The following is a 24,483-nucleotide window of genomic DNA, read 5'->3' on the forward strand; positions in this document are numbered from 1 at the left end:
CGTCTTGCCATGATCGACGTGGCCGATCGTGCCAATGTTCACATGCGGCTTGGTGCGCTCGAATTTACCTTTTGCCACTGTATTTCTCCGTCTTTACTCATCCCGCTCGGGGAAATTGATATTCGCTCCAGCCGAACCGGAAACGCGTAAGAGCCGCGGTTCCGGTGGCACAGGCATTCTCACGCGTACTTTTTCTGGACTTCCTGGGCCACCGCCGTAGGGACCGGCTCATAGTGGTCGAACTGCATCGTGTACTGGGCGCGGCCCTGCGACATCGAACGCAGATTGTCGACGTACTTGAACATGTTGGCCAAAGGCACCATCGCGTTGATGACGACTGCCACGCCACGCGCTTCCTGGCCCTGGATTTGGCCGCGACGGCCGTTGAGGTCACCGATAACGCCGCCGACATAGTCTTCCGGCGTCACGACCTCGACCTTCATGATCGGCTCCAGGAGCTGCACACCAAGCCGGGGTGCGGCTTCCTTGAAGCAGGCGCGGGAGGCAATTTCGAAAGCCAGCACCGAGGAGTCGACGTCGTGGAAGGCACCGTCGATCAGCGTCGCCTTGACGCCGATCATCGGGAAGCCGGCAAACGGGCCGGAACCCATGACGCTCTGGATGCCCTTCTCGACGCCGGGGATGTATTCCTTCGGCACCGCACCGCCGACGATCTTGGACTCGAACAAGAACTCTTCGCTCTCGGTGTTCGGCTCGAACACGATCTTGACGCGAGCGAACTGGCCGGTGCCGCCCGTCTGCTTCTTGTGCGTGTAGTCCTGCTCGTGGGTCCGGGTGATCGTCTCGCGATAGGCCACCTGCGGAGCGCCGACATTGGCTTCCACCTTGAACTCGCGGCGCATGCGGTCAACGATGATGTCGAGATGCAGCTCGCCCATGCCGGCGATGATGGTCTGACCGCTTTCCTCGTCGGTCTTGACGCGGAAGGACGGATCCTCGGCCGCCAGGCGATGCAGCGCGAGGCCCATCTTTTCCTGATCGTTCTTGGTCTTCGGCTCGATGGCGATCTGGATCACCGGATCGGGGAATTCCATGCGCTCGAGGATGACCGGATGCAGCGGATCGCAGAGCGTGTCGCCGGTCGTCGTGTCCTTGAGGCCGGCCAGCGCGACGATGTCGCCGGCATAGGCTTCCTCGATATCGGCGCGCGAATTCGCATGCATCTGCAGCATGCGGCCGATGCGCTCCTTCTTGCCCTTCACGGTGTTGTCGAGCGAGGTGCCCTTGGTGAGCTTGCCCGAATAGATGCGAGCGAAGGTCAGCGAGCCGACGAACGGGTCGTTCATGATCTTGAACGCCAGCATCGACAGCGGCTCGTTGTCGTCGGCATGACGCTCGATCTCGGCGTCGGTCTTGGCGTCGACACCCTTGATGGCCGGCACGTCGATCGGCGACGGCAGGTATTCGACCACGGCGTCCAGCAGCGGCTGTACGCCCTTGTTCTTGAAGGCCGAGCCGCAGAACATCGGGAAGAACTTGACCGCGATGGTGCCTTTGCGGATCAACGCGCGGATCTCGTCGTTCGACGGCATGTTGCCTTCGAGGTAATTCTCGAGCGCAGTCTCGTCCATCTCGACGGCGGCCTCGATCATCTTCTCGCGATACTGAGCGGCCTTGTCCTTGAGGTCGGCCGGGATTTCGACGACGTCCCAGGCAGCGCCCAGCGTCTCGTCGCGCCAGACAAGCGCGTTCATTTCGACGAGGTCGACGACGCCCTTGAACTCGGTCTCGGCGCCGATCGGCAGTTGCATGACGACGGCCTGCGCGCCGAGGCGCGAACCGATCATTTCCACCGAGCGGTAGAAGTCGGCGCCGATCTTGTCCATCTTGTTGCAGAAGATCATGCGCGGCACGTGGTACTTGTCGGCCTGGCGCCACACGGTCTCGGTCTGCGGCTCGACGCCGGCGTTGGCATCGAGCAGCGCGATGGCGCCGTCGAGCACGCGCAGCGAACGCTCGACCTCGATGGTGAAGTCGACGTGTCCGGGAGTGTCGATGATGTTGAAGCGGCGCATCTTGCCGTCGCGACCCTTCCAGAAGGTCGTGGTCGCGGCAGAGGTGATGGTGATGCCGCGTTCCTGCTCCTGCTCCATCCAGTCCATGGTGGCAGCGCCGTCATGGACTTCGCCGATCTTGTGCGACTTGCCCGTGTAGTACAGGACGCGCTCGGTCGTCGTCGTCTTGCCGGCGTCGATATGCGCCATGATACCGAAATTGCGGTAGTCTTCGATTTTGTATTCGCGGGCCATGGGAGGTGCCTCTCAGTCTCGTTCGCGCTTTACCAGCGGTAGTGCGCGAAGGCGCGGTTGGCTTCCGCCATCTTGTGGGTGTCTTCACGCTTCTTGACGGCCGTGCCGCGGTTGTTGGCCGCGTCCATCAGCTCGCCCGAGAGGCGGTCGACCATCGTGGTCTCGTTGCGGTTGCGTGCGGCGGCAATCAGCCAGCGGATGGCCAGCGCCTGGCGGCGCTCGGGGCGCACGTCCACCGGAACCTGGTAGGTGGCGCCGCCGACGCGACGCGAACGCACTTCCACATGCGGCGCGACATTGTCGAGCGCCTGGTGGAAGACAGCGACCGGCTCCTGCTTGGTCTTGGCCTGGACCTGGTCCAGCGCGCCGTAGACGATGGTCTCGGCAACCGACTTCTTGCCGTCATACATGACGGCGTTCATGAACTTGGTGACGACCAGATCGCCGAACTTGGGGTCCGGATTGATCTCACGCTTTTCTGCACTGTGACGACGGGACATGGCTCTTGTCTCTCAATCTCGTGGCACGGCGCAGTCAAAAAAAGCGCCGAAGCCGGAAACCCTTACTTCGGACGCTTGGCACCGTATTTCGAACGGCGCTGCTTGCGGTTCTTCACACCCTGCGTGTCGAGCACGCCGCGGATGATGTGATAGCGGACGCCCGGCAGATCCTTGACGCGGCCGCCACGGATCATGACCACCGAGTGCTCCTGAAGGTTATGGCCTTCGCCCGGGATGTAGCCGATCACCTCGAAACCATTGGTCAGACGGATCTTGGCCACCTTGCGCAGCGCCGAGTTCGGCTTCTTCGGCGTCGTGGTGTAGACGCGCGTGCAGACGCCCCGCTTCTGCGGGTTCTGCTGCATGGCCGGGACCTTGTTGCGCTTCACCGGCGCCAGGCGCGGCTTGCGGATCAGCTGGTTGACGGTAGGCATTAAACCCTCTTGTCTCTCAATTCCGTGTCTTGCCCTGTCAGGGCCGCTCAAAGCGTCATTTCCATACGCGAATTCGGGCAACACACCGCGCCTCGCGGTCCTGCCCGAACAAATTGCAGAGGAAGCGGAAGCCGCTTCATGCGCGCCGGAGATGTCTTTTCGCTCGTAAAACGAACCCTGTTTGAGGCAAACTCCAAGGCGCGTCGCCTCGGAAAAGCAAGTCTCACATCGGTTCTGACGTGGCGGCTTCTACTCGCAAGCCCCCTATCCGTCAACCCCGGAACGGCAAATATTGCGCCCGATCCGGAGCTTGGCAGCCATGCGGAAAAAGCATGTAATTTTCTTGCGTCTTTTTTCAAGAGCAAGGAAGAAAGTGACCGGCTTTCGCCTGTCATCTCGGCCGGCTTCGTGCAAATAAGGCGGTATGAATGGCAAAACTCCACGCTTCCGGAGGAATCAGCCCGTGAACGACAACGAGGAGCGCCCGGTCACCATCATCACCGGCCGGGTGTGGCGGCGAAAGGGCGGCAAGCCGGAAGGCGTGCATGTGATGCTGGTCGCGCCCGACGATGATTCTGCCGTGCGCCGCGCGCTCGAATCGCTCGCCGCCGAAGGATTCGCCGAAGCCGAGCTCGACCAGATCGGCGACATGGAAGGCACCCCCGACGAAGAGCCGCATCTGTCCGCCTATCAGGGCGCGCTGGAGGGCGAAGTCTCGATCGTTACCTTCGACGAGCCGAGCTGATCCCGAAATCGCAATCTCGCGATCCGTTACGTTCCAGGCTTGCCGGGCACCGTTGTCCTGCCTAAGAGCACCTACTTCTTCCATCCCTCGGAGTCCCAATGACCAGCAACCCCATCAGGATCGGTATCGTCGGCGTGGGAAAGATCGTCCGCGACCAGCATCTTCCGGCACTGGCCAAGGACAGCAGTTATCGGCTTGCGGCCGCCGCCAGCCGCCACGGCAAGGTGGACGGCATCCCGAACTATCCGACGATCGAGGCGATGCTTAAGGCCGAGCCGGGCCTGGAAGCCGTCTCGCTCTGCATGCCGCCGCAGTTCCGCTATGACGCCGCGCGCACCGCGCTCGAGGCCGGAAAGCACGTCTTCATGGAGAAGCCGCCGGGCGCCACCGTCAGCGAGGTCGAGCACCTGAAGGCGATTGCCGCGAAGAAAGGCGTTTCGCTTTTCGCCAGCTGGCATTCGCGCTACGCGCCGGCGGTCGAGGCCGCGCGCGCCTTCCTGGCTTCGGCCAGAATCGACTCGGCGGCGATCAACTGGAAGGAAGACGTGCGCCGCTGGCACCCGAACCAGGAATGGATCTGGGCGCCGGGCGGTTTCGGCGTGTTCGATCCCGGCATCAACGCGCTATCGATCGCCACCCACATCCTGCCGCCGATGTTCATCACCTCGGCCGTGCTCGACTTCCCCGAGAACCGCGCCTCGCCGGTCGCGGCGCATGTCACCTTCCGCACCTCGAACGGGCTCCCGGTTACGATGGAGCTCGATTGGCTGCAGAGCGGTCCGCAGAGCTGGGACATCCTGGCCGAGACCGACAAGGGGAAGGTGGTGCTTTCGGGCGGCGGCGCAAAGCTCGCCGTCGACGGCAAGATCATCCATGACGAGCCGGAAGCCGAATATCCGATGCTCTACAAGCGTTTCGCCGAGATTGTCCGCGCCGGCATCTGCGACGTCGACCTGGCCCCGCTCCAGCACGTCGCCGACGCCTTCATGCTCGGCAAGCGCAATGTGGTCGAGCCTTTCTTCGATTGAACCAGTAACGATCGGGCGTCAGGCTGCGGAGCCATTCAAGTCGATCGATGTACATTTCATGGCCGCCGAGTTCGACACGAATCAGGTTTCCGAAGTCTTCAGCCTTGTCGTAAATTGGTTTGATGATCCAGTTCATCGAACGATCGAGGAAACCATACTTCCCATTGAGCTTGGCCTGGGCAAGACCATTGAATAGCGGCCAGGCGACGTCGAGAACCGGCTCAAACACCCACACGCCTTGCATATCCAGGAAGCCAAATCGATCGTGGTACTCGACGGGAGCCACGCCTGCGGAGCACTGGAGCGCGCCTTGGAAACCCGGCTCTATGATCCACGCGCCCGTACTGTCAATAAAACCCCATCGTTCGTGTTCGAGAATGATGTCATCGCCGGGGTCGCCCCGTTGTGCACACGCAAATCCGTCGGAGAAGCGCCCCGCGCGATGAAACTTTGGCTCGATAGCCCATTTCGCATCTTGGTCGATATAGCCCTCAAGATATCCCCGGGTATCAGTCATGACGCCGGCAGCGGCAAGCCCGCTCACAGGATCACGTACTGAAAGGCTTCTGAAGGCCGGCGGAACATTCCAGCTACCGCTGGCGTCGAGGCAGCCAAAGAGGCCGTTTGAGAGTTTTGCGATTGCCTCGCCGCCATAGAACGCGCCGATCATCCCGTAGACGGGCGGAATGACCCAATTCCCGGCAAAATTTACGCAGCCGTACCTTCCCTCAAGAATGACGCTGCAGAGGCCTGACGAAAACCATGACATGGACGAGAACTGCGGCTTGATGATCCAGTTTCCCGCATCGTCGATAAGGCCCCATTTTCCAGCCACCTGCGCACGCACCGGGCCTTCCCCGTACGTGTTCAGCGCGTTTGTTGCCCTCGGAGCAGCCAACCAATCGCCTTGCTTGTTCAGAACTCCCCAGCGATCGCCCAGAAGTGCGCCGGCTCTGCAGCTGTGGAAACAGGTAGCCTTGTCAAATGTTGGCTTGATGGCCCAATCGCCATTGCGATCGATGTATCCGGTCTTGCCATTTGACTTAGAGCGCAATGGCCACAACTCTTGATGGCTTTGGAAAGTGACCATGACCAATTCCAGTCGGACCAAAAAAAGCTTAGCGGTTTCTCGTATCAAATTGCAATGCGCTGGCCGCCCACATGCTCAATCGACGATCGCTATCGCAAAGCCGTCATAGCCCTTGGCGCCGACGGTCTGGATGGCGGTGCCGTCCAGCCGCTTCTCCTGCCCGATGAATGAGAGCGCCGCGCGGGCGCCGACGACGTTTTCGTCGCGGCCGTCGTCCTTCAGCACGGCGCCGTCGCGGATGACGTTGTCGCAGACTATCACCGTTCCGGAGCGCGACAGCCGCATGGCCCAGCTGAGATAATTCGGGTTGTTCGGCTTGTCGGCGTCGATGAAGATCAGGTCGAACGGACCGGCATTTTCGCTGACCAAGGCTGCTAGCGATTGAAGAGCTGGCCCGAGCCGCAGATCCACCTTGTCGGAAACCCCTGCCCGCTTGAAGTTCGAACGCGCGACCTTGGCATGGTGCGGCTCAAGCTCCAGCGTCACTACTCTGCCATCGGCAGGCAGGCCCCTTGCCATCCAGATGGTCGAGTAACCACCGAGCGTGCCGATCTCGAGCACCTTCCTTGCGCCGCGAATCCGCACCAGAAGCGAAAGCAATTTGCCCTGCGCGGCCGAGACGTCGATCGTCCGGCAGGCCCTGCTCGCGGTTGGCCGCAAGCACCGCGTCAAGCGTGGGATCCGCATCGAAAAGAGAGGAGACGATGTAGTCGTCGACAGCCGTCCAGGTCCTGGCGCTCATGGTTTTTCCTCGTTCATAACCCGAATGAAAAAAGGGGCCACGCGGGCCCCTTTTCTTTCTCTCATTGCATCCGCGCTTACTGCGCGGCGTTGACCATGTTGGTCAGCATCGGCTCGGCGACTTCGACACCCGAAGCCTTGCGGCGCTCGTCGATGATGAGCTCGTCGCGCGAGGTGGCGATGCGCCTTATTTGGCTCATCGTGCCGCCCGTGCCGGCCGGGATCAGGCGGCCGACGATGACGTTCTCCTTCAGACCCTGCAGCATGTCGGTCTTACCGGCGACCGCGGCTTCCGTCAGCACCCTGGTCGTCTCCTGGAAGGAGGCGGCCGAGATGAAGGACGGCGTCTGCAGCGAGGCCTTGGTGATGCCGAGCAGCACCGGCTGGCCTTCGGCCGGCTTCTTGCCGTCCTCGATCAGCCGCTCGTTGACCTCTTCCAGCTCGATCACGTCGACGTGGTCGCCCGGAATGTAGGTCGAGTCGCCCTGCGTGGTGATCTCGACCTTCTGCAGCATCTGGCGAACGATCACCTCGATGTGCTTGTCGTTGATCGACACGCCCTGCAGGCGGTAGACCTCCTGGATCTCGTTGACGAGGTAGGACGCAAGCGCCTCCACGCCCTTGATCGCCAGGATGTCGTGCGGCGCCGGGTTGCCGTCGAGGATGTAGTCGCCCTTCTCGATGACGTCGCCGTCCTGCAGATGGAACGGCTTGCCCTTCGGGATCAGGTACTCGACCGGCTCCAGCGTCGAGTCGTGCGGCTCGATGATGATGCGGCGCTTGTTCTTGTAGTCGCGGCCGAAGCGGACCGTGCCGTCGATCTCGGCGATGATGGCGTGATCCTTCGGACGGCGAGCCTCGAACAGTTCGGCCACCCGCGGCAGACCGCCGGTGATGTCCTTGGTCTTGGCGCTTTCCATCGGGATACGCGCAAGCACGTCGCCCGGACGGACATGCGCACCCGGCTCGACCGAGAGAATGGCCTCGACCGAGAGCAGGAAGCGTGCATCGCCGCCCTTCGACAGCTTGCCCACCTTGCCCTTGGCGTCCTGCACGACGATCGCCGGCTTCAGGTCGCTGCCGCGCGGCGTCGAACGCCAATCGATGACCTCACGCTTGGTGATGCCGGTCGACTCGTCGGCGGTCTCCTGGACGGAGATGCCGTCGACCAGATCCTCGAACGCCACCTTGCCCTCGATTTCGGTGAGGATCGGGCGGGTGTAAGGATCCCACTCGGCGATGCGCTGCCCGCGCTTCACCTTGTCGCCGTCATCCACGAAGATGCGCGAGCCATAGGCGACGCGGTGCGTGGCGCGTTCCTTGCCGGCCTCGTCGAGGATCAGAACCGCCATGTTGCGGCCCATCACCATCTGCTGACCTTCGGAGTTGCGCACCACGTTGCGATTGCGGATCTCGACCTTGCCCTCATAGGAGGCTTCGAGGAACGAAGAATCCACCACCTGCGCGGTGCCGCCCATGTGGAAGGTGCGCATGGTGAGCTGGGTGCCCGGCTCGCCGATCGACTGCGCCGCGATGACGCCGACGGCCTCGCCCTGGTTGACGGGCGTGCCGCGGGCAAGATCGCGACCGTAGCAGACCGCGCAGACGCCGGTCCTGACCTCGCAGGTCAGCGCCGAGCGGATGCGGACCGACTGGACGCCGGCCTTCTCGATCTGCTCCACGTCACGCTCGTCCATCAGCTTGCCGGCCTTGACCAGCACTTCGCCGGAGACCGGGTGGTTGATGTCGTCGAGCGCCGTGCGGCCGAGCACGCGCTGACCGACCGAGGCGACGATCTGGCCGGCATCGACGATCGGCTGCATGGTGAGGCCCTTGTCGGTGCCGCAATCCAGCGAATTGACGATGCAGTCCTGCGCCACGTCGACCAGACGGCGGGTCAGGTACCCCGAGTTCGCCGTCTTCAAGGCGGTGTCGGCCAGACCCTTGCGGGCGCCGTGGGTCGAGTTGAAGTACTCGAGCACGGTGAGGCCTTCCTTGAAGTTCGAGATGATCGGCGTCTCGATGATCTCGCCCGAAGGCTTGGCCATCAGGCCGCGCATGCCGGCGAGCTGGCGCATCTGAGTGGGCGAACCGCGCGCACCCGAATGCGACATCATATAGATCGAGTTCATCGGCTTCTGACGGCCGTTTTCCTCGAACTCGACGGCCTTGATGCGGGCCATCATCTCGTCGGCGACCTTCTCCGAGCACTTGGCCCAGGCGTCGACCACCTTGTTGTACTTCTCGCCCTGCGTGATCAGGCCGTCATTGTACTGCTGCTCGTACTCCTTGGCCAAAGCCTCGGTATCGGAGACCAGCTTCAGCTTGGTGTCCGGAATCACCATGTCGTCCTTGCCGAACGAAATGCCGGCGCGGCAGGCATGCGCAAAGCCGAGAGCCATGATGCGGTCGCAGAAGATGACCGTCTCCTTCTGGCCGCAGTGGCGGTAGACGGTGTCGATCATCTTGGAGATGTTCTTCTTGGTCATCTCCTGGTTGGCGATGTCGTACGGCACGTTGACGTTCTTCGGCAGAAGCTCGCCGATGATCATGCGGCCGGGCGTGGTTTCATAGATCTTCGACACCGTCTTGCCTTCGGCATCGACGGTGCGGAAGCGGCCCTTGATCTTGGCGTGCAGGGTCACCGCCTTGGTCTCCAGCGCATGCTGGAGCTCGCCCATGTCGGCGAACACCATGCCTTCGCCCGGCTCGTTCTGGTTGACGATCGACAGATAGTAGAGACCGAGAACCATGTCCTGCGACGGCACGATGATCGGCGCACCGGAGGCCGGGTGCAGGATGTTGTTGGTCGACATCATCAGCACGCGCGCTTCGAGCTGCGCTTCCAGGGACAGCGGCACATGGACCGCCATCTGGTCGCCGTCGAAGTCGGCATTGAAGGCCGTGCAGACCAGCGGATGCAGCTGGATCGCCTTGCCTTCGATCAGGATCGGCTCGAACGCCTGGATGCCGAGGCGGTGCAGCGTCGGCGCGCGGTTCAAGAGCACCGGATGCTCGCGGATAACCTCGTCGAGGATATCCCAGACCTCGGGACGCTCCTTCTCGACCAGCTTCTTCGCCTGCTTGACGGTCGAGGAGAAACCCTTGGCGTCGAGGCGGGCGTAGATGAAAGGCTTGAACAGCTCCAGCGCCATCTTCTTCGGCAGGCCGCACTGATGCAGCTTGAGTTCCGGACCGGTCACGATGACCGAGCGGCCGGAATAGTCGACACGCTTGCCGAGCAGGTTCTGGCGGAACCGGCCCTGCTTGCCCTTGAGCATGTCGGATAGCGACTTCAGCGGACGCTTGTTGGCGCCGGTGATGACGCGCCCGCGGCGGCCGTTGTCGAACAGCGCGTCGACGGCCTCCTGCAGCATGCGCTTTTCATTGCGCACGATGATGCCGGGCGCGCGCAGCTCGATCAGCCGCTTCAAGCGATTGTTGCGGTTGATGACGCGGCGATAGAGGTCGTTGAGGTCGGACGTGGCGAAGCGGCCGCCGTCCAGCGGGACCAGCGGGCGCAGGTCCGGCGGGATCACCGGAACGACCTTCATGATCATCCATTCCGGACGGTTGCCGGATTCCATGAAGTTCTCGACGACCTTGAGCCGCTTCAGCAGCTTCTTCTGCTTGAGCTCGGACGACGTCGAAGCCAGCTCCGAGCGCAGGTCGCCGGCGATCTTCTCCAGATCCATGCCGGCCAACAGGTCATGGATGGCCTCGGCGCCGATCATGGCGGTGAAAGAGTCTTCGCCATACTCGTCGACGGCCAGCATGTACTCTTCCTCGCTGAGCAGTTGGTGCTCCTTCAGCGCGGTGAGGCCAGGCTCGGTGACGATGTAGTTCTCGAAGTAGAGGACGCGCTCGATATCCTTCAGCGTCATGTCGAGCAGCGTGCCGATGCGCGAAGGCAGCGACTTCAGGAACCAGATATGGGCGACGGGCGCGGCGAGCTCGATATGGCCCATGCGCTCGCGGCGGACGCGCGACAGCGTGACTTCGACGCCGCACTTCTCGCAGATAACGCCCTTGTACTTCATGCGCTTGTACTTGCCGCACAGGCACTCGTAGTCCTTGATCGGACCAAAAATGCGCGCGCAGAACAGACCGTCACGCTCCGGCTTGAAGGTGCGGTAGTTGATGGTCTCCGGCTTTTTGATCTCACCGAACGACCAGGACAGAATCTTCTCAGGGCTGGCGAGCGAGATCCGGATGGAATCGAACACCTGCGCAGGCGCCTGAGGGTTGAAGAGATTCATGACCTCTTGGTTCATGCCGTTCTCCTTTTGGGGTCCTCGAAAACCCCTTGCATCGAGCGCGGGCCGAATGCCCGCAGACTGGCCGGCCTGACCGGCCGAGAATTTGTGGGGCGCGCCGCGTCGTTTCGCGGCGCGCCATTACCCTTATTCGGCCGCGCCCTTATTCGGCAGCATCGGGCAGCCGCACGGCAGCGTCTTCGAACTTGGTGTTCTCCAGTTCGACATTGAGGCCGAGGGAGCGCATCTCCTTGACGAGAACGTTGAAGCTCTCGGGAATGCCGGCTTCGAACGTATCGTCGCCGCGCACGATCGCCTCGTAGACCTTGGTGCGTCCGGCAACGTCATCCGACTTCACCGTCAGCATCTCCTGCAGCGTATAAGCGGCGCCGTAGGCTTCCAGCGCCCAGACCTCCATTTCGCCGAAGCGCTGGCCACCGAACTGCGCCTTGCCGCCCAGCGGCTGCTGGGTGACGAGCGAGTACGGACCGATCGAGCGCGCGTGGATCTTGTCGTCCACCAGGTGGTGAAGCTTGAGCATATAGATGTAGCCCATCGTCACCTTGCGATCGAACGGCTCGCCGGTGCGGCCGTCATAAAGCTGCGACTGACCGCTGGTGTGCAGGCCCGCCTGCTGCAGCATGGTGTTGATGTCGGCTTCGTGCGCGCCGTCGAACACCGGAGTCGCGATGGAGACGCCGCGGCGCATCTGTTCGCTCAGGCGAATGATGCTCTCGTCGTCATAGTCGCGGACCGGCTCGTTGCGGTCGTTGGAAGGCATGAAGCTTTCCAGCGTCTTGCGCAGCGGCTTGATGTCGCCGCCAGCCTTGTAGGCGTCGATCAGCTCGCCGATCTTCCTGCCCATGCCGGCGCAGGCCCAGCCCAGATGCGTTTCCAGGATCTGGCCGACATTCATGCGGCTCGGCACACCCAGCGGGTTGAGCACGATATCGGCATGCGTGCCGTCCTCGAGGAAAGGCATGTCCTCGACCGGAACGATGCGCGACACCACGCCCTTGTTGCCGTGACGGCCGGCCATCTTGTCGCCCGGCTGCATCTTGCGCTTCACCGCCACGAAGACCTTGACCATCTTCATGACGCCCGGAGGCATCTCGTCGCCGCGCTGCACCTTCTCGACCTTGTCCATGAAGCGCTGCTCGAGCGCCTTCTTGGAGTCGTCGTACTGGCCGCGCAGGGCTTCCAGCTCGCTCTGCAGCTTTTCGTTCTCCACGGCGAACTGCCACCACTGCGAGCGCGGATACTCGTCGAGCGTGTCCTTCGACAGCTTCGAGCCCTTCTTGAAGCCCTTCGGCCCGGCAATCGCTTCCTTGCCGACCAGCATGTCCGACAGGCGCGAATAGACGTTGCGATCGAGGATCGCCTGCTCGTCGTCGCGGTCCTTGGCCAGACGCTCGATCTCCTCGCGCTCGATCGCCATGGCGCGCTCGTCCTTCTCCACGCCGTGGCGGTTGAAGACGCGCACTTCGACGACCGTGCCGAAGGTGCCCGGAGGCATGCGCATGGAGGTGTCGCGAACGTCCGAGGCCTTTTCGCCGAAGATGGCGCGCAGGAGCTTCTCTTCCGGCGTCATCGGGCTTTCGCCCTTCGGCGTGATCTTGCCGACCAGGATGTCGCCCGGCTGCACTTCCGCGCCGATATAGACGATGCCGGCCTCGTCGAGGTTCTTCAGCGCTTCCTCCGAGACGTTCGGAATGTCGCGCGTGATCTCCTCCGGTCCGAGCTTGGTGTCGCGGGCCATGACCTCGAACTCCTCGATGTGGATCGAGGTGAAGACGTCGTCGGCCACGATGCGCTCGGAGAGCAGGATCGAGTCCTCGTAGTTGTAGCCGTTCCACGGCATGAACGCGACCAGCACGTTGCGGCCGAGCGCCAGATCGCCGAGCTCGGTCGAAGGACCGTCGGCGATGATGTCGCCCTTGTTCACCCGGTCGCCGACACGCACCAGCGGACGCTGGTTGATGCAGGTATTCTGGTTCGAACGCTGGAACTTCATCAGCCGGTAGATGTCGACGCCGGACTTGCCCGGGTCGAGATCTTCGGTGGCGCGGATAACGATACGGGTGGCGTCCACCTGGTCGACCACGCCGCCGCGGCGGGCGCCGATGGCGGCGCCTGAGTCACGGGCGACGACCGGCTCCATGCCGGTGCCGACGAACGGCGCCTCGGCGCGCACCAGCGGCACGGCCTGACGCTGCATGTTCGAGCCCATCAGCGCGCGGTTGGCGTCGTCGTTCTCGAGGAACGGGATGAGGGCCGCGGCCACCGACACCATCTGCTTCGGCGACACGTCCATCAGGTCGACGTTCTCGCGCGGCGCCATCATCACCTCGCCGGCGTTGCGGCAGATGACGAACTCGTCGACGAAGCTGCCGTTCTTGTCGAGCTCGGCGTTGGCCTGCGCGACGTGGTGCTTGGCCTCTTCCATCGCCGACAGATAGACGACTTCATTGGTCAGCTTGCCGTTGACGATCTTGCGGTACGGGCTCTCGATGAAGCCGTACTTGTTGACACGCGCGAAGGTGGCGAGCGAGTTGATCAGACCGATATTCGGGCCTTCCGGCGTCTCGATCGGGCAGATACGGCCGTAATGCGTCGGATGCACGTCGCGCACCTCGAAGCCGGCACGCTCGCGGGTCAGACCGCCCGGTCCAAGCGCCGACAGGCGACGCTTGTGGGTGATCTCCGACAGCGGGTTGGTCTGGTCCATGAACTGCGACAGCTGCGAGGAGCCGAAGAACTCGCGCACGGCGGCGGCCGCCGGCTTGGCGTTGATCAGGTCCTGCGGCATGACCGTGTCGATCTCGATCGAGGACATACGCTCCTTGATCGCGCGCTCCATGCGCAGCAGACCGACGCGGTACTGGTTCTCCATCAGCTCGCCGACCGAGCGGACGCGGCGGTTGCCGAGATTGTCGATGTCGTCGATCTCGCCCTTGCCGTCGCGCAGCTCGACCAGCGTCTTGACCACGGCCAGGATGTCTTCCTTGCGCAGCACGCGCACGGTGTCCTCGGCCTTGAGCTCGAGGCGCATGTTCATCTTGACGCGGCCGACAGCCGACAGGTCATAGCGCTCGCTGTCGAAGAACAGCGAGTTGAACATGGCTTCGGCGGTCTCGAGCGTCGGCGGCTCGCCCGGACGCATGACGCGGTAGATGTCGAACAGCGCGTCCTGGCGGCTCTCGTTCTTGTCGACGGCGAGCGTGTTGCGGATGTAGGCGCCGACATTGACGTGGTCGATGTCGAGGATCTGGATCTCGTCCTCGCCGGTGCCGAGCAGCACCTTCAGCGTCTTCTCGTCGATCTCGTCGCCGGCCTCGAGGAAGATCTCGCCGGTGGCGTAGTTGACGATGTCCTCGGCCAGGTAGTTGCCGAGCAGGTCCTCGTCGGTCGCCTTGATCGCCTTGAGACCCTTTTCGCCGAGCTGGCGGGCCTGGCGGGCGGTGATCTTCTTGCCGGCCTCGACGACGATCTCGCCCGTGTCGGCGTCGACCAGGTCGCCGACAGCCTTGAGGCCGCGGAAACGCTCGACGTTGAACGGGATGCGCCAGTGGTCGCCGGCGCGCTTGTAGGTGATCTTGTTGTAGAAGGTCGACAGGATCTCTTCGCCGTCCATGCCGAGCGCCATCAGCAGCGACGTCACCGGGATCTTGCGGCGGCGGTCGATGCGGGCGTGGACGACGTCCTTGGAGTCGAACTCAATGTCGAGCCACGAGCCGCGATAAGGGATGACGCGCGCGGCAAACAGAAGCTTGCCCGAGGAGTGCGACTTGCCCTTGTCGTGGTCGAAGAAGACGCCCGGCGAACGGTGCATCTGCGAGACGATGACGCGCTCGGTGCCGTTGACGATGAAGGTGCCGTTCGACGTCATGAGCGGCATATCGCCCATATAGACGTCCTGCTCCTTGATATCCTTGATCGACTTCGCGCCGGTATCCTCGTCGATATCGAACACGATGAGGCGCAGCGTCACCTTCAGCGGCGCAGCATAGGTCAGGTCGCGCTGACGGCATTCGTCGACGTCGAATTTCGGTCCTTCGAACTCATACTTCACGAATTCCAGCATCGAGGAGCCGGAAAAATCGGAGATCGGGAAGACCGACTTGAAAACAGCCTGCAGCCCCTCGTCCGGACGCCCGCCCTTGGGCTCGTCCACCATCAGGAACTGGTCATAGGATGCCTTCTGAACCTCGATCAGGTTCGGCATCTCCGCAACTTCCGGGATCTTCCCGAAGAACTTGCGTACGCGTCTGCGGCCATTGAAAGTCTGGGTCTGGGCCATCGTCGCTCCTTAGCTCAAAACTCGGGGCGAACCTCGCCGCGGTTCGCCTTGCACCAACGGGCCGCTCGCCGGCCGCCCCTGTCTGTTTTCCGGCCGCCGTTCCAATTGCTTGGCGGCTGCCGGTAAAAACGGGAGAAAACCCGTTTCCTGAAGGCCGCTTCCGGCCCTCAGGAAAGAGGTTTTCAAACGTCTCGCGCAACGAAGCCTCCCTTTCGTCAAGGGAGGGGGCGGCCGGCGCGAGGCCGTCCGCCCTCAACCATAAGGCTTACTTCAGCTCGACCTTGGCGCCAGCTGCTTCCAGCTGAGCCTTGAACTTGTCGGCATCGGCCTTGGAAACGCCTTCCTTGACCGGCTTCGGAGCCGCCTCGACCAGGTCCTTGGCTTCCTTGAGGCCAAGGCCGGTGATGGCGCGGACTTCCTTGATGACGTTGATCTTCTGGGCGCCGGCGTCGGCGAGAACGACGTCGAATTCCGTCTTCTCTTCAGCCGGAGCAGCAGCAGCGGCAGCGCCACCGCCAGCAGCGGCAACCGCCACCGGAGCAGCCGCCGAAACGCCCCACTTCTCTTCCAGGAGCTTCGACAGCTCGGCCGCCTCGAGGACGGTAAGCTTCGAAAGGTCGTCTACGATCTTTGCCAGATCAGCCATTTGTGTATTCCTTTACTTGGTTCGAACGTGTGTTGTTGACAGCGAGGAACGGCCTCATGCCGCCTCGTCCTTCCGGGCGTAAGCGCCGATGACGCGCGCGACCGAAGCCGCGGGCGCATTGACGATCTGGGCGATCCGGGTTGCCGGCGTGGCGATCATGCCAACCAGCTTGGCGCGCAGCTCGTCGAGCGACGGCATCGTGGCGAGTGCCTTGACACCGTCGGCGTTGAGCGAGGTCGAGCCCATTGCGCCGCCGAGAATGATCAGCTTGTCATTCCCCTTGGCGAACTCGGACGCGATCTTCGGCGCCGCAACCGGATCCTCCGAATAAGCGATCAGCGTCTGTCCCTTGAATAGATCGACGATCGATGCGGAGTCCGTGCCCTGAAGAGCGATCTTGGCGAGACGGTTCTTCGCGACTTTGACGGTGCCACCGGCGGCGCGCATCTTCGACCGAAGGTCGTTCATTTGCGCCACGGTGATACCGGCGTAGTGGGCCACGACGACTGAACCCGCGCTCGAGAACGCTTCGTTCAGGCCCGTGACGAGTTCGCGCTTTTCCGCTCTGTCCACTGCCTATCTCCAGTTGACCCCTGCCTCATTCTCGAGGTCAGAAGTCGGGTTGCCTTTTGCCGGCCGGGCCATCCTAATCGTGGATCTCCCGAACGGCGCTCGAGGATCCTGCCCCCTTTTCGCCCACCGACGGCAAGCCGGCGATGTGCTGACAAAAGGCAAACACGGTTCGAACCTTTCATTGGAGCTTGTCGCTCCTTTGTCGGGTCTTCACCCGTCTCATGCAGGCCCAAGTGAATTAAGGCTTTTGGGCCGCCTGCAATCTCGGACAGGATATCCGGAAACCTTTCGGCTTCCGGGGTACCGGGCCGCCGACGGATCGGCGGTCCGGAATTCTTCTTTGTTGGAGCATGATCTTTTCCGAAATCCACTTTTCGGGATCATGCTCTAGCGACCGGCCTGAAGCCGGCCAGACGACGCTTACGACGCGGCGAGCGTCGCGATGTCGAGCTTGAGGCCGGGACCCATCGTCGAGGTGACCGACACCTTCTTGACGTAGTTGCCCTTGGCGCCGGCGGGCTTGGCCTTGTTCACCGCATCGGCGAAGGCCCGCACATTCTCTTCCAGCGCCTTGACGTCGAACGAGACCTTGCCGACGCCGGCCTGGACGATGCCGGCCTTCTCGACGCGGAACTCGACGGCGCCGCCCTTCGAGGCCTTGACGGCGGCCGCGACATCGGGGGTCACGGTGCCGACCTTCGGGTTCGGCATCATGCCGCGCGGGCCGAGCACCTTACCCAGACGGCCGACCAGCGGCATCATGTCCGGAGTAGCGATGCAGCGATCGAAATCGATCGTGCCCTTCTGGACGATGTCGACGAGGTCCTCGGCACCAACGATATCGGCGCCGGCGGCCTTGGCTTCTTCGGCCTTGTCGCCGCGCGCGAACACGGCGACGCGCACCGACCGGCCAGTGCCGTTCGGCAGGTTGACAACGCCGCGGACCATCTGGTCGGCATGGCGCGGATCGACGCCGAGATTCATCGCGACCTCGACCGTCTCGTCGAACTTCACCGTGGACCGGTCCTTCAGCAGCTGCAGCGCCTCAGAGAGCGCATAGGCCTTGTTCGGGTCGATGCCTTCACGGCTCTTGGCAACACGCTTTGCAATCTTTGCCATGATCTTAGCCCACCACTTCCAGGCCCATCGAGCGGGCGGAGCCCTCGACCATGCGCATGGCCGCTTCGACGTCGTTTGCGTTGAGGTCCTTCATCTTCTGCTCGGCGATCTGGCGCACCTTGTCGCGCGAGATCGTGCCGGCCTTGACCTTGCCCGGCTCTTTCGAACCAGACTTCAGGTTGGCGGCCTTCTTCAGGAAGTAGCTCACCGGCGGCGTCTTCATGACGAAGGTGAACGACTTGTCCTGGTAGTAGGTGATGACGACCGGGATGGGCGAGCCCTTTTCCAGTTCCTGGGTCTGCGCGTTGAACGCCTTGCAGAACTCCATGATGTTGATGCCGCGCTGACCAAGCGCCGGGCCGATCGGGGGCGACGGCGTGGCCGAGCCCGCGGCAACCTGGAGCTTGAGCTGGCCTGCAACTTTCTTAGCCATCTCTATTCCTGCCTTTTCTCATGCCGGGAAAACCGGCGGTTGCAGTCTGGTGGTGCGGTTCCAGCGGCCGGCTAAGCCGCATTCGCCTCCCACCCGCTCATGGCAGCGCCATTCCTTCGCGCCGCCGATCCCTTCGCCTCTCGGACGGGGACCTTCGGATCAGCCCTTTTCGACCTGTCCGAATTCGAGATCGACGGGCACCGCGCGCCCGAAGATCGAAACTTCCACCTTGAGGCGCGCCCGCTCCTCGTCCACTTCCTGGACGAAGCCGTTGAACGACGCGAACGGACCGTCCGAGACGCGGATCGCCTCGCCGATCTCGAAGGTGACCGACGGCTTCGGACGCTCGACGCCTTCCTGAACCTGGTTCAGGATGCGCTGCGCCTCGGCTTCAGTGATCGGCACGGGCTTGGAGTCACCGAGGAAGCCGGTGACCTTCGGCGTGTTCTTGACCAGCGAGAATACGGCGTCCGTCAGGTTGGCCTTCAAGAGCACATAACCGGGGAAGAACTTGCGTTCCGCATCGACCTTGCGGCCGCGGCGTATCTCGACGACCTTCTCCGTCGGCACCACGATCTGCTCGATCTCGCCCGACAGGCCCTTCTGCTTGGCCTTGTTCTCGATGTCCTCGGCGACCTTCTTCTCGAAGTTCGAATAAGCGTGGACGATGTACCACCGCGTCATTTCACGACCTCTCCGTAATCGCCGAACTTAATGTCCGAGGCCCAGAATCCACTCGATCGCATAGCCCATGGCTATGTCGGCGGTGAAGAAGAAGATCATGGCGATGAGCGCAAAAACCAGGACCATTACCGTCGAGATCATAGTCTCGCGGCGCGAGGGCCATGTCACCTTGGCCGTCTCCGCGCGAACCTGCTGGAGAAAGGTGAAAGGGTTTGTGGTTTTCGAAGCCATCTGCCGCCTGTCTTCAAGACCCGTTGGCCGGGTCTCCTGGATGATCCCGCTGGCCGGGACGTGCCGCCTGGACTTCGTGCCGGCGCCGAATCAGCACCACCATTTCGCCCACGCAAATCAGACGCGTAAAGCCGGCTTCCCAGCTCCACGCGTCGCGTGTCTGTTCAGTCTACATAAAACCGATTCTTGGTCCACGCAAGTGGCAAGTGTTCCGCTTTATGTTTTAGCGCCGCCTCGGAACCATCCAGTCGTTCCGTCCCGGCTATGCGGGGCCTTATGCCCCAGTTTTCGCTATATGGCAAGCCGCCCCCGGTTTTCAACGGCGGAGCGCACCCACCTTCAGTCTGCCATGGGAGGTGGCACGGGCAGCAGGGCTCGAACCTACGACCTGCGGTTTTGGAGACCGCCGCTCTACCAACTGAGCTATGCCCGTATACGGGCGCTGCTATTTCACAAAGCCGATGAGAACTCAAGAGCCCTTTTGAGACGCGTCGGCCGGAAGCGCCGATCGCAGCCATCCAAGCCCCAGGGCCCATGCGCAGATCACGAGTTCAAGCGCGAAAGTCCAATGCAGAACGAAGTTCAGGACCCAGTTCCCATGGCTGGCCGGAACCGCCACGAGCTCAAACGGGCGATGACTGAACGGCGCCAACCACATGATCGGCGATGCCACCGTGTCGAACGCCATATGCACCATGGCTCCGGCTAAGAAGATGGCGATCGACGGCAGACGCCGCGACCTCAACAACCGACCGACCGACACGCCTACCGTCCCGATCGTGGCCCAGAACAACGGCCAATGCGTGATGTAGGCATGATGGTGCGTGCGACCGCCATCGATCAGGTAAAAATAGAGCATGTCGATGTCCGGGATCACGCTGCCGAGCATTGCGGCAGCCACCACATCGGATGCCTCCCGTCGCCGTCTTCGCGCGAGCCTTCCCAGAATATAGCCCGATGGGAGATGGGCAATCAGCATGCAAGGTCGTCTCACATTGATGCAACGACCCTGCGGTGTCTTTGCGGCGTCATCTTTTCGGAATTTTGCAGAAACCCAGCATCTTCGGCTACGATTTCCCGGCCGGCGGCTTGTAAGGCCCGCCCGGCACGCCCCAGCCCCAGCTTGGCATTGGCTCGGTCTCAGGGTCGCAAGTCTCGCCGAGATTGGAATTAATCTTGGCCAGCCGCGATCCCCACTCGACATAGCCCATCAAGGCGGAACGGAACTCGGGATCGTCCGGCAGGCCGGCTTCGTCCGCCGCGTCCGCCAGAAGGTTGATCCAGCGCCGGCGCTGCTCCTCGGTCAGATGCTTGCCGAGATGATGCCTGACCATCTCGCGGTGGCCACCATGCCGTTCGCTGTAGGTCTTCGGCCCGCCGAAAACCTCGCCGATGAAGGCGGCGACATGCGCCGGATGGTCCGGCGACATGTGCCTGAACACCGGACCGACGATCGGGTCCAAGGTCACTCTGTTGTAAAAGATCTGCGTCAGCCGGTTGAGCGCCTCGCTGCCGCCGGCCCATTCGAACAAAGTCGGGACGCCCTCGCTCATCTCCGGTCCTCCTACGTTTGAGCCTAGAAGGATAGCGGGAAGCTCGGAGCCGGCTCAACCCGCCTCCATGGCCAGTGCTGGCATGGCGCCGAATGCTGCTAAAGCTTGGCCGGCGATTCCGCTTCGGCGTTGGCGGACGGCAGAACCCGGCAGTTATCGGGTTTTGGCGAAGATTTGCAGATAGTGGCGCCCGTCAGAGCGTCTACCGACTGGCGGCTGGTGGTGAGCCCGAACCCCGCCAATTCGTCCTGGCTGAGCTCCCTGTGCTTGGCGGATTGGGCCGACTGCATCGCGACGAACAAGCCCGAGCCGATCGCCATCTCCTCAAGATACGACCGGACCTTGTCTTCCATGCCCATGGAATGCACCAGGAAACGCGTATCGGTGCCTACCAAGCGCCTGGTGCCGCCGGCGATCATCAGCACGCAGGCTGCATCGCATTCGGCGCCGGCTTCAACAGTGAGACCATTATGAAGGTTGTCCTTGGAGACGCACCCTGCCGTGCCGGGATCGCAATCGAGAAAATCCGTCCGGGCGACCGCAACATCCAATCTGCGCTCGCGGATCAGCCGGCCGGCGGCGAGCGCGCCCTGGACATCGCCGCCCTGTGAGTTGAGGACGATGGGCAGCCTGCGCCCGCCGACCTTGTCCAGCAGCTCGCGCAGCCTGTCGGGCGTGCCGGCAACGATCGTTCCCTCCGCCGAAATCCATTCCGGACAGTCGGGGTTGCAGAGCGGATTGCTGCCGCGAACGAGGACGAAACGCATTTCCTGCTGCGGCTTTGGCGGTGATGCTGCCTCCGCCGGCTGGCTGTAGGCCGGTTTGGCCGCGACCGCCGCCACCTCGGCCGGCTTGGCCTTGCCATTGGCCGGTATCTCGCGGCAGCTCGTTGGCACCGGATCGCGCCGGCATATGGCTGCTTCGGTCATCAGGTCGAGAGAATCGAGGCTGGTGACGAGCTTCATCTCCAGCATATCGTCGGGCTCGATCTGCCTTATGTCGCTTGCCGGCGTCGCCTTCATCACGTCCAGCACGCCCTGCCCAATACCCATTTCTTTCAGATAACCGGACAGCCGTTTCTCGACCGCTTTGCTCATCTCGTAGGTCTTGTAGCTGCCGGCATTCTTGCGGCTGACGACCTTGGTGCTGAGGACCTTCTTCTTGCCGTTCACAATTCTGTAGGTGGTGCGGTAGAGCAGCTTTTCCCTGTGATATGTCGTGGTGATCTGATGAACCCCGAGAAAAGCCCACTCGCCGACCACACGGCGGACGCCGCCGGCAAACATCAGGGGACATGCGGAATTGCACATGGCGCCGCTGTCGTAGGCGATGCCGGAATACGGCGTGTTCTTACTGTCATTGTCCCGGCAGTTCTTCATTTCGGGCGAGCAGCCGGAAAACCCCGTAGTGCCCACGGCGATGTCGAGCTTGTTCTTACGGATCATACGGCCGAGTTGGAGCGCGGCGTCGACATTGCCTCCAGGAGAATTGACGACGATCGGCAGTTGCCGGCCGCCGAGCGTCTTTAAGAGGCGCTTGAACCGCGCCGGCGTGCCGGCCTCGATGCTGCCTTCGGCAGAAATCCATTCCGGGCAGTTCGGCTCGCAGCCTGGCGCGCTGCTGCGCACCACGACGAAGCGCATGGCAGGGCCGTAATCCGGCGGCGTTTCCTTCGCTGCGGCGGCAAACCCGGTAAGCCCAATAGCGATGGCCAGCCCGAGTCGAACCAGCCCTAGCGGCCACGAAATACGCTTTGAAAGGAACGCGGAAATCACGCCTGCCAAGCCCTCGGTCCAACCCATACTAGTTACGGCGACGATGCTTGCAATAGAATTGAAGAGGGTGCGAGCAATGCCAGCCTGACGGCTGCTGCCTCGACCTTCGTCGCGACTACGCTAAAGTTCTGGCGGCGTCTTTGCCTGGGCGTTGGCGGAGGGCGGGAGCCGGCAATTGTCCGGCTTTGGCGAGGACCTGCAAATGGCGGGGCCAGTCAGCGTGTCCGATGTGTCCGGCCCGGTCACCAGCCCGACCTTGAGCATTATATCGGGTTCAAGCTGACGCTCGACTGAATTCTGATCTATCGCTGCGAACAGGCCTGGGCTGATCGCCATCTCGTCCAAATAGGCTTTGACAATCCGCTTCTGTCCCATCGAGGACACGCTGAGCCGCGCCTTGGGGTCGACCAGCCGCCTAGCGCCGCCGGCGAGCATGAGTGCGCAGGCTGAATCGCACTCCACTCCGAATTGGCTGATCAGCCCGACATAGGCGCCATTGTCGTCCAGACAGCCTGCCCCGGGCGGGTTGCAACCCAGGATATTGGTGCGGGCGACGACGACGTCTAGCTTGCGTTCGTGGATAAGCCGCCCTGCGGCCAAGGCGCCGAACAAGTCGCCGCCTCGTGAGCTGATCACAACGGGGAGCCGCGGGTTGTCGAGCGCGGCGAGCAACTGGCGAAGTTTTTGCGGGGTTCGAGGGGTGATCGCGCCTTCCGCCGAAATCCATTCCGGGCAGTCGGGATCGCAGAGCGGATCGCTGCCGCGAACGACCACGAAGCGCATCTCCGGCGCCGCATTTCCTGCCGCTCCTCGAAACGGCACGGCAGTCGGGGCTTTGGCTGGCTTGGAAGATGGAGCTTCCGCCTGTCGAGAAGGTGCCGGCTTTGCCGTCGTTACAGCGGCCGGCCGGGCATCCTCCGCTATTTCCCGGCAATTCGGAGCCGGTTTGTCACCCATGCACAGGATCACTCCGGTGAACAGCTCCACGGTGTCTGTGCTGGTGGCCAGTTTCATCGTTAGCATGTCGTGGAGGGTGATCCGCTGAATGTCGCTCGCCGGCGTGGCTTTCATTTTGTCGAGGACACCCTGCCCCACGCCCATCTCTGCCAAATAGGCCGAGATTTTCCGCGCGAACCCCTTGCTCATCTTATAGGTCTTGTAGCTTCGGCCTTCGGTGACGGTCTCCGTTGTGACCTGATATCTTTTGCCCCGAATGGTTTTATAGGTGGTTCGAAAATGCCTTGTGGAGGGGAACCAAGTGGTGGTGATCTGATGAACACCCAGATAGGCCCAGCCACCGGCTACGCGGCGAACGCCACCTGCGAACATCAGGGGACATGCAGAGTTGCACATGGCGCCGCCATCAGACGCCACGCCGAAATAGGCAACGCCCTTGCCGAAGCTGGCCCCGCAGCCCTCCGTTCCCGGCCAACAATCGGAAAACTCGGTCTTGCCGATCGCGATGTCGAGCCCGTTCTTCCGTATGATGCGACCAAGTTGAAGTGCGGCGTCGACATCGCCGCCAGGGGAATTGACAATGATCGGCAGTTTGCGGGTGCCGAGCTTTTTCAGCACTCGCTTGAGCAGAGCCGGCGTGTCGGCAGTGATGGCGCCTTCCGCTGAAATCCATTCCGGACAATTGGTCTTACAGCCGACTGCACTGCTACGCGCAAAGATGAACCGCATGTCCGAAAAGCCGTCGGAAGACGGGCCGTTCAAAATGAACGTATCGGGCCATGCCCGTATGAGGACGTCATCGGCCTTTGCTGCAAAGGCCACCACCACAATAGCAAGCACCGGTGCCCGGCGAACCAGTATGCGAAACAATCTTGATGTGCAGTTTAAATGATGCCCCGAAATCATGATTGGCGACGCCCCCTGCCGCAATCGATAATAATTGCGGCAGTGGTGCATGCAATAGCTTCGAAGCAACCGTGCTGCATTTATGCTGCACTGTGCAAGTAAACGAAAAAGGGCGGCCCGAAGACCGCCCTTTCCTTGGTCGAGCCGGCAAGTGCCGGATCGATCATTCTTTGATGGTGACGACGATGCCGGCACCGACGGTGCGGCCGCCTTCACGGATGGCGAAGCGCAGCTTCTCTTCC

At 62.4% G+C, this 24,483-nt stretch carries 18 protein-coding genes, 1 tRNA gene and 3 pseudogenes; 2 read left to right on the forward strand and 20 right to left on the reverse strand.

All coding sequences use genetic code 11. The annotated features are described in order from the left end of the window. The 4 genes and pseudogenes from P9254_RS28380 to rpsL all read right to left on the reverse strand — a co-directional run. Positions 1–78: pseudogene (locus tag P9254_RS28380) on the reverse strand (GTP-binding protein); the annotation flags it as partial. A gap of 101 nt (positions 79–179) precedes the next feature. Continuing rightward, the gene (gene fusA / locus P9254_RS28385) at positions 180–2,270 is read right to left on the reverse strand and encodes an elongation factor G (RefSeq protein ID WP_067321482.1); all 2,091 of its coding nucleotides are present in this window, start codon (positions 2,268–2,270) and stop codon (positions 180–182) included. A gap of 29 nt (positions 2,271–2,299) precedes the next feature. Next, positions 2,300–2,770 carry a 30S ribosomal protein S7 gene (rpsG, locus tag P9254_RS28390; protein WP_041003106.1) on the reverse strand — a complete coding sequence of 157 codons (471 nt, stop codon included), beginning with the start codon at positions 2,768–2,770 and terminating at the stop codon, positions 2,300–2,302. 62 nt (positions 2,771–2,832) lie between these two features. Further along, positions 2,833–3,204, reverse strand: a complete 372-nt coding sequence (gene rpsL, locus P9254_RS28395) for a 30S ribosomal protein S12 (RefSeq protein WP_006202128.1) — start codon at positions 3,202–3,204, stop codon at positions 2,833–2,835. Between the two features lie 463 nt (positions 3,205–3,667). On the opposite strand from rpsL, the gene P9254_RS28400 reads away from it, so the two are divergent. Continuing rightward, positions 3,668–3,949: a transcriptional regulator gene (locus P9254_RS28400; RefSeq protein WP_066989908.1), complete on the forward strand. Its 282-nt coding sequence runs from the start codon at positions 3,668–3,670 to the stop codon at positions 3,947–3,949. A gap of 98 nt (positions 3,950–4,047) precedes the next feature. Continuing rightward, on the forward strand, positions 4,048–4,977 hold the full coding sequence (locus P9254_RS28405; RefSeq protein ID WP_278055910.1) for a Gfo/Idh/MocA family protein: 930 nt from the start codon (positions 4,048–4,050) through the stop codon (positions 4,975–4,977). On the opposite strand, the gene P9254_RS28410 is transcribed toward P9254_RS28405, so the two are convergent. From P9254_RS28410 to P9254_RS28485, 16 genes and pseudogenes are all read right to left on the reverse strand, one after another. Then, positions 4,934–6,067, reverse strand: coding sequence for a WG repeat-containing protein (locus tag P9254_RS28410; RefSeq protein WP_278055911.1), 1,134 nt, complete (start codon positions 6,065–6,067; stop codon positions 4,934–4,936). The two genes, P9254_RS28405 and P9254_RS28410, sit on opposite strands and share 44 nt — an antisense overlap. Before the next feature lie 75 nt (positions 6,068–6,142). Next, positions 6,143–6,809: pseudogene (locus P9254_RS28415) on the reverse strand (O-methyltransferase). 76 nt (positions 6,810–6,885) lie between these two features. Further along, positions 6,886–11,082, reverse strand: a complete 4,197-nt coding sequence (gene rpoC / locus P9254_RS28420; RefSeq protein WP_066989905.1) for a DNA-directed RNA polymerase subunit beta' — start codon at positions 11,080–11,082, stop codon at positions 6,886–6,888. Between the two features lie 145 nt (positions 11,083–11,227). Then, positions 11,228–15,364 carry a DNA-directed RNA polymerase subunit beta gene (gene rpoB, locus P9254_RS28425; RefSeq protein ID WP_066989583.1) on the reverse strand — a complete coding sequence of 1,379 codons (4,137 nt, stop codon included), beginning with the start codon at positions 15,362–15,364 and terminating at the stop codon, positions 11,228–11,230. 265 nt (positions 15,365–15,629) lie between these two features. Then, the gene (gene rplL, locus P9254_RS28430; RefSeq protein WP_066989581.1) at positions 15,630–16,010 is read right to left on the reverse strand and encodes a 50S ribosomal protein L7/L12; all 381 of its coding nucleotides are present in this window, start codon (positions 16,008–16,010) and stop codon (positions 15,630–15,632) included. A 54-nt stretch (positions 16,011–16,064) separates the two neighbouring features. Continuing rightward, positions 16,065–16,583 (reverse strand): 50S ribosomal protein L10, encoded by a 519-nt coding sequence (gene rplJ, locus P9254_RS28435; protein WP_067321493.1) that lies wholly within the window; start codon positions 16,581–16,583, stop codon positions 16,065–16,067. Positions 16,584–17,003: 420 nt separating this feature from the next. Beyond that, on the reverse strand, positions 17,004–17,702 hold the full coding sequence (rplA, locus tag P9254_RS28440; protein WP_066989577.1) for a 50S ribosomal protein L1: 699 nt from the start codon (positions 17,700–17,702) through the stop codon (positions 17,004–17,006). A 4-nt stretch (positions 17,703–17,706) separates the two neighbouring features. Next, a complete protein-coding gene (rplK, locus tag P9254_RS28445; RefSeq protein ID WP_059189557.1) occupies positions 17,707–18,135 on the reverse strand; it encodes a 50S ribosomal protein L11 in 429 nt (142 codons plus the stop codon). Between the two features lie 159 nt (positions 18,136–18,294). Beyond that, on the reverse strand, positions 18,295–18,819 hold the full coding sequence (gene nusG / locus P9254_RS28450) for a transcription termination/antitermination protein NusG (protein ID WP_066989575.1): 525 nt from the start codon (positions 18,817–18,819) through the stop codon (positions 18,295–18,297). A 27-nt stretch (positions 18,820–18,846) separates the two neighbouring features. Continuing rightward, complete coding sequence (gene secE, locus P9254_RS28455; RefSeq protein ID WP_066989573.1) at positions 18,847–19,050, reverse strand: preprotein translocase subunit SecE; 204 nt, start codon at positions 19,048–19,050, stop codon at positions 18,847–18,849. A 357-nt stretch (positions 19,051–19,407) separates the two neighbouring features. Further along, positions 19,408–19,483: transfer RNA gene (locus P9254_RS28460), tRNA-Trp, on the reverse strand. 36 nt (positions 19,484–19,519) lie between these two features. After that, a complete protein-coding gene (locus P9254_RS28465; RefSeq protein ID WP_278055914.1) occupies positions 19,520–20,029 on the reverse strand; it encodes a metal-dependent hydrolase in 510 nt (169 codons plus the stop codon). 88 nt (positions 20,030–20,117) lie between these two features. Next, positions 20,118–20,603 (reverse strand): group II truncated hemoglobin, encoded by a 486-nt coding sequence (locus P9254_RS28470; protein ID WP_067321502.1) that lies wholly within the window; start codon positions 20,601–20,603, stop codon positions 20,118–20,120. Positions 20,604–20,701: 98 nt separating this feature from the next. Then, positions 20,702–22,246 (reverse strand): hypothetical protein, encoded by a 1,545-nt coding sequence (locus P9254_RS28475; RefSeq protein ID WP_278056092.1) that lies wholly within the window; start codon positions 22,244–22,246, stop codon positions 20,702–20,704. 252 nt (positions 22,247–22,498) lie between these two features. After that, entirely contained in the window at positions 22,499–24,241 is a 1,743-nt protein-coding gene (locus P9254_RS28480; protein WP_278103914.1) for a hypothetical protein, read from the reverse strand. Positions 24,242–24,404: 163 nt separating this feature from the next. Then, positions 24,405–24,483, reverse strand: a pseudogene (locus tag P9254_RS28485) (EF-Tu/IF-2/RF-3 family GTPase); the annotation flags it as partial.

Origin of the sequence: Mesorhizobium sp. WSM4983, from assembly GCF_029625765.1 — a bacterium.
Taxonomy (GTDB): Bacteria; Pseudomonadota; Alphaproteobacteria; order Rhizobiales; family Rhizobiaceae; genus Mesorhizobium.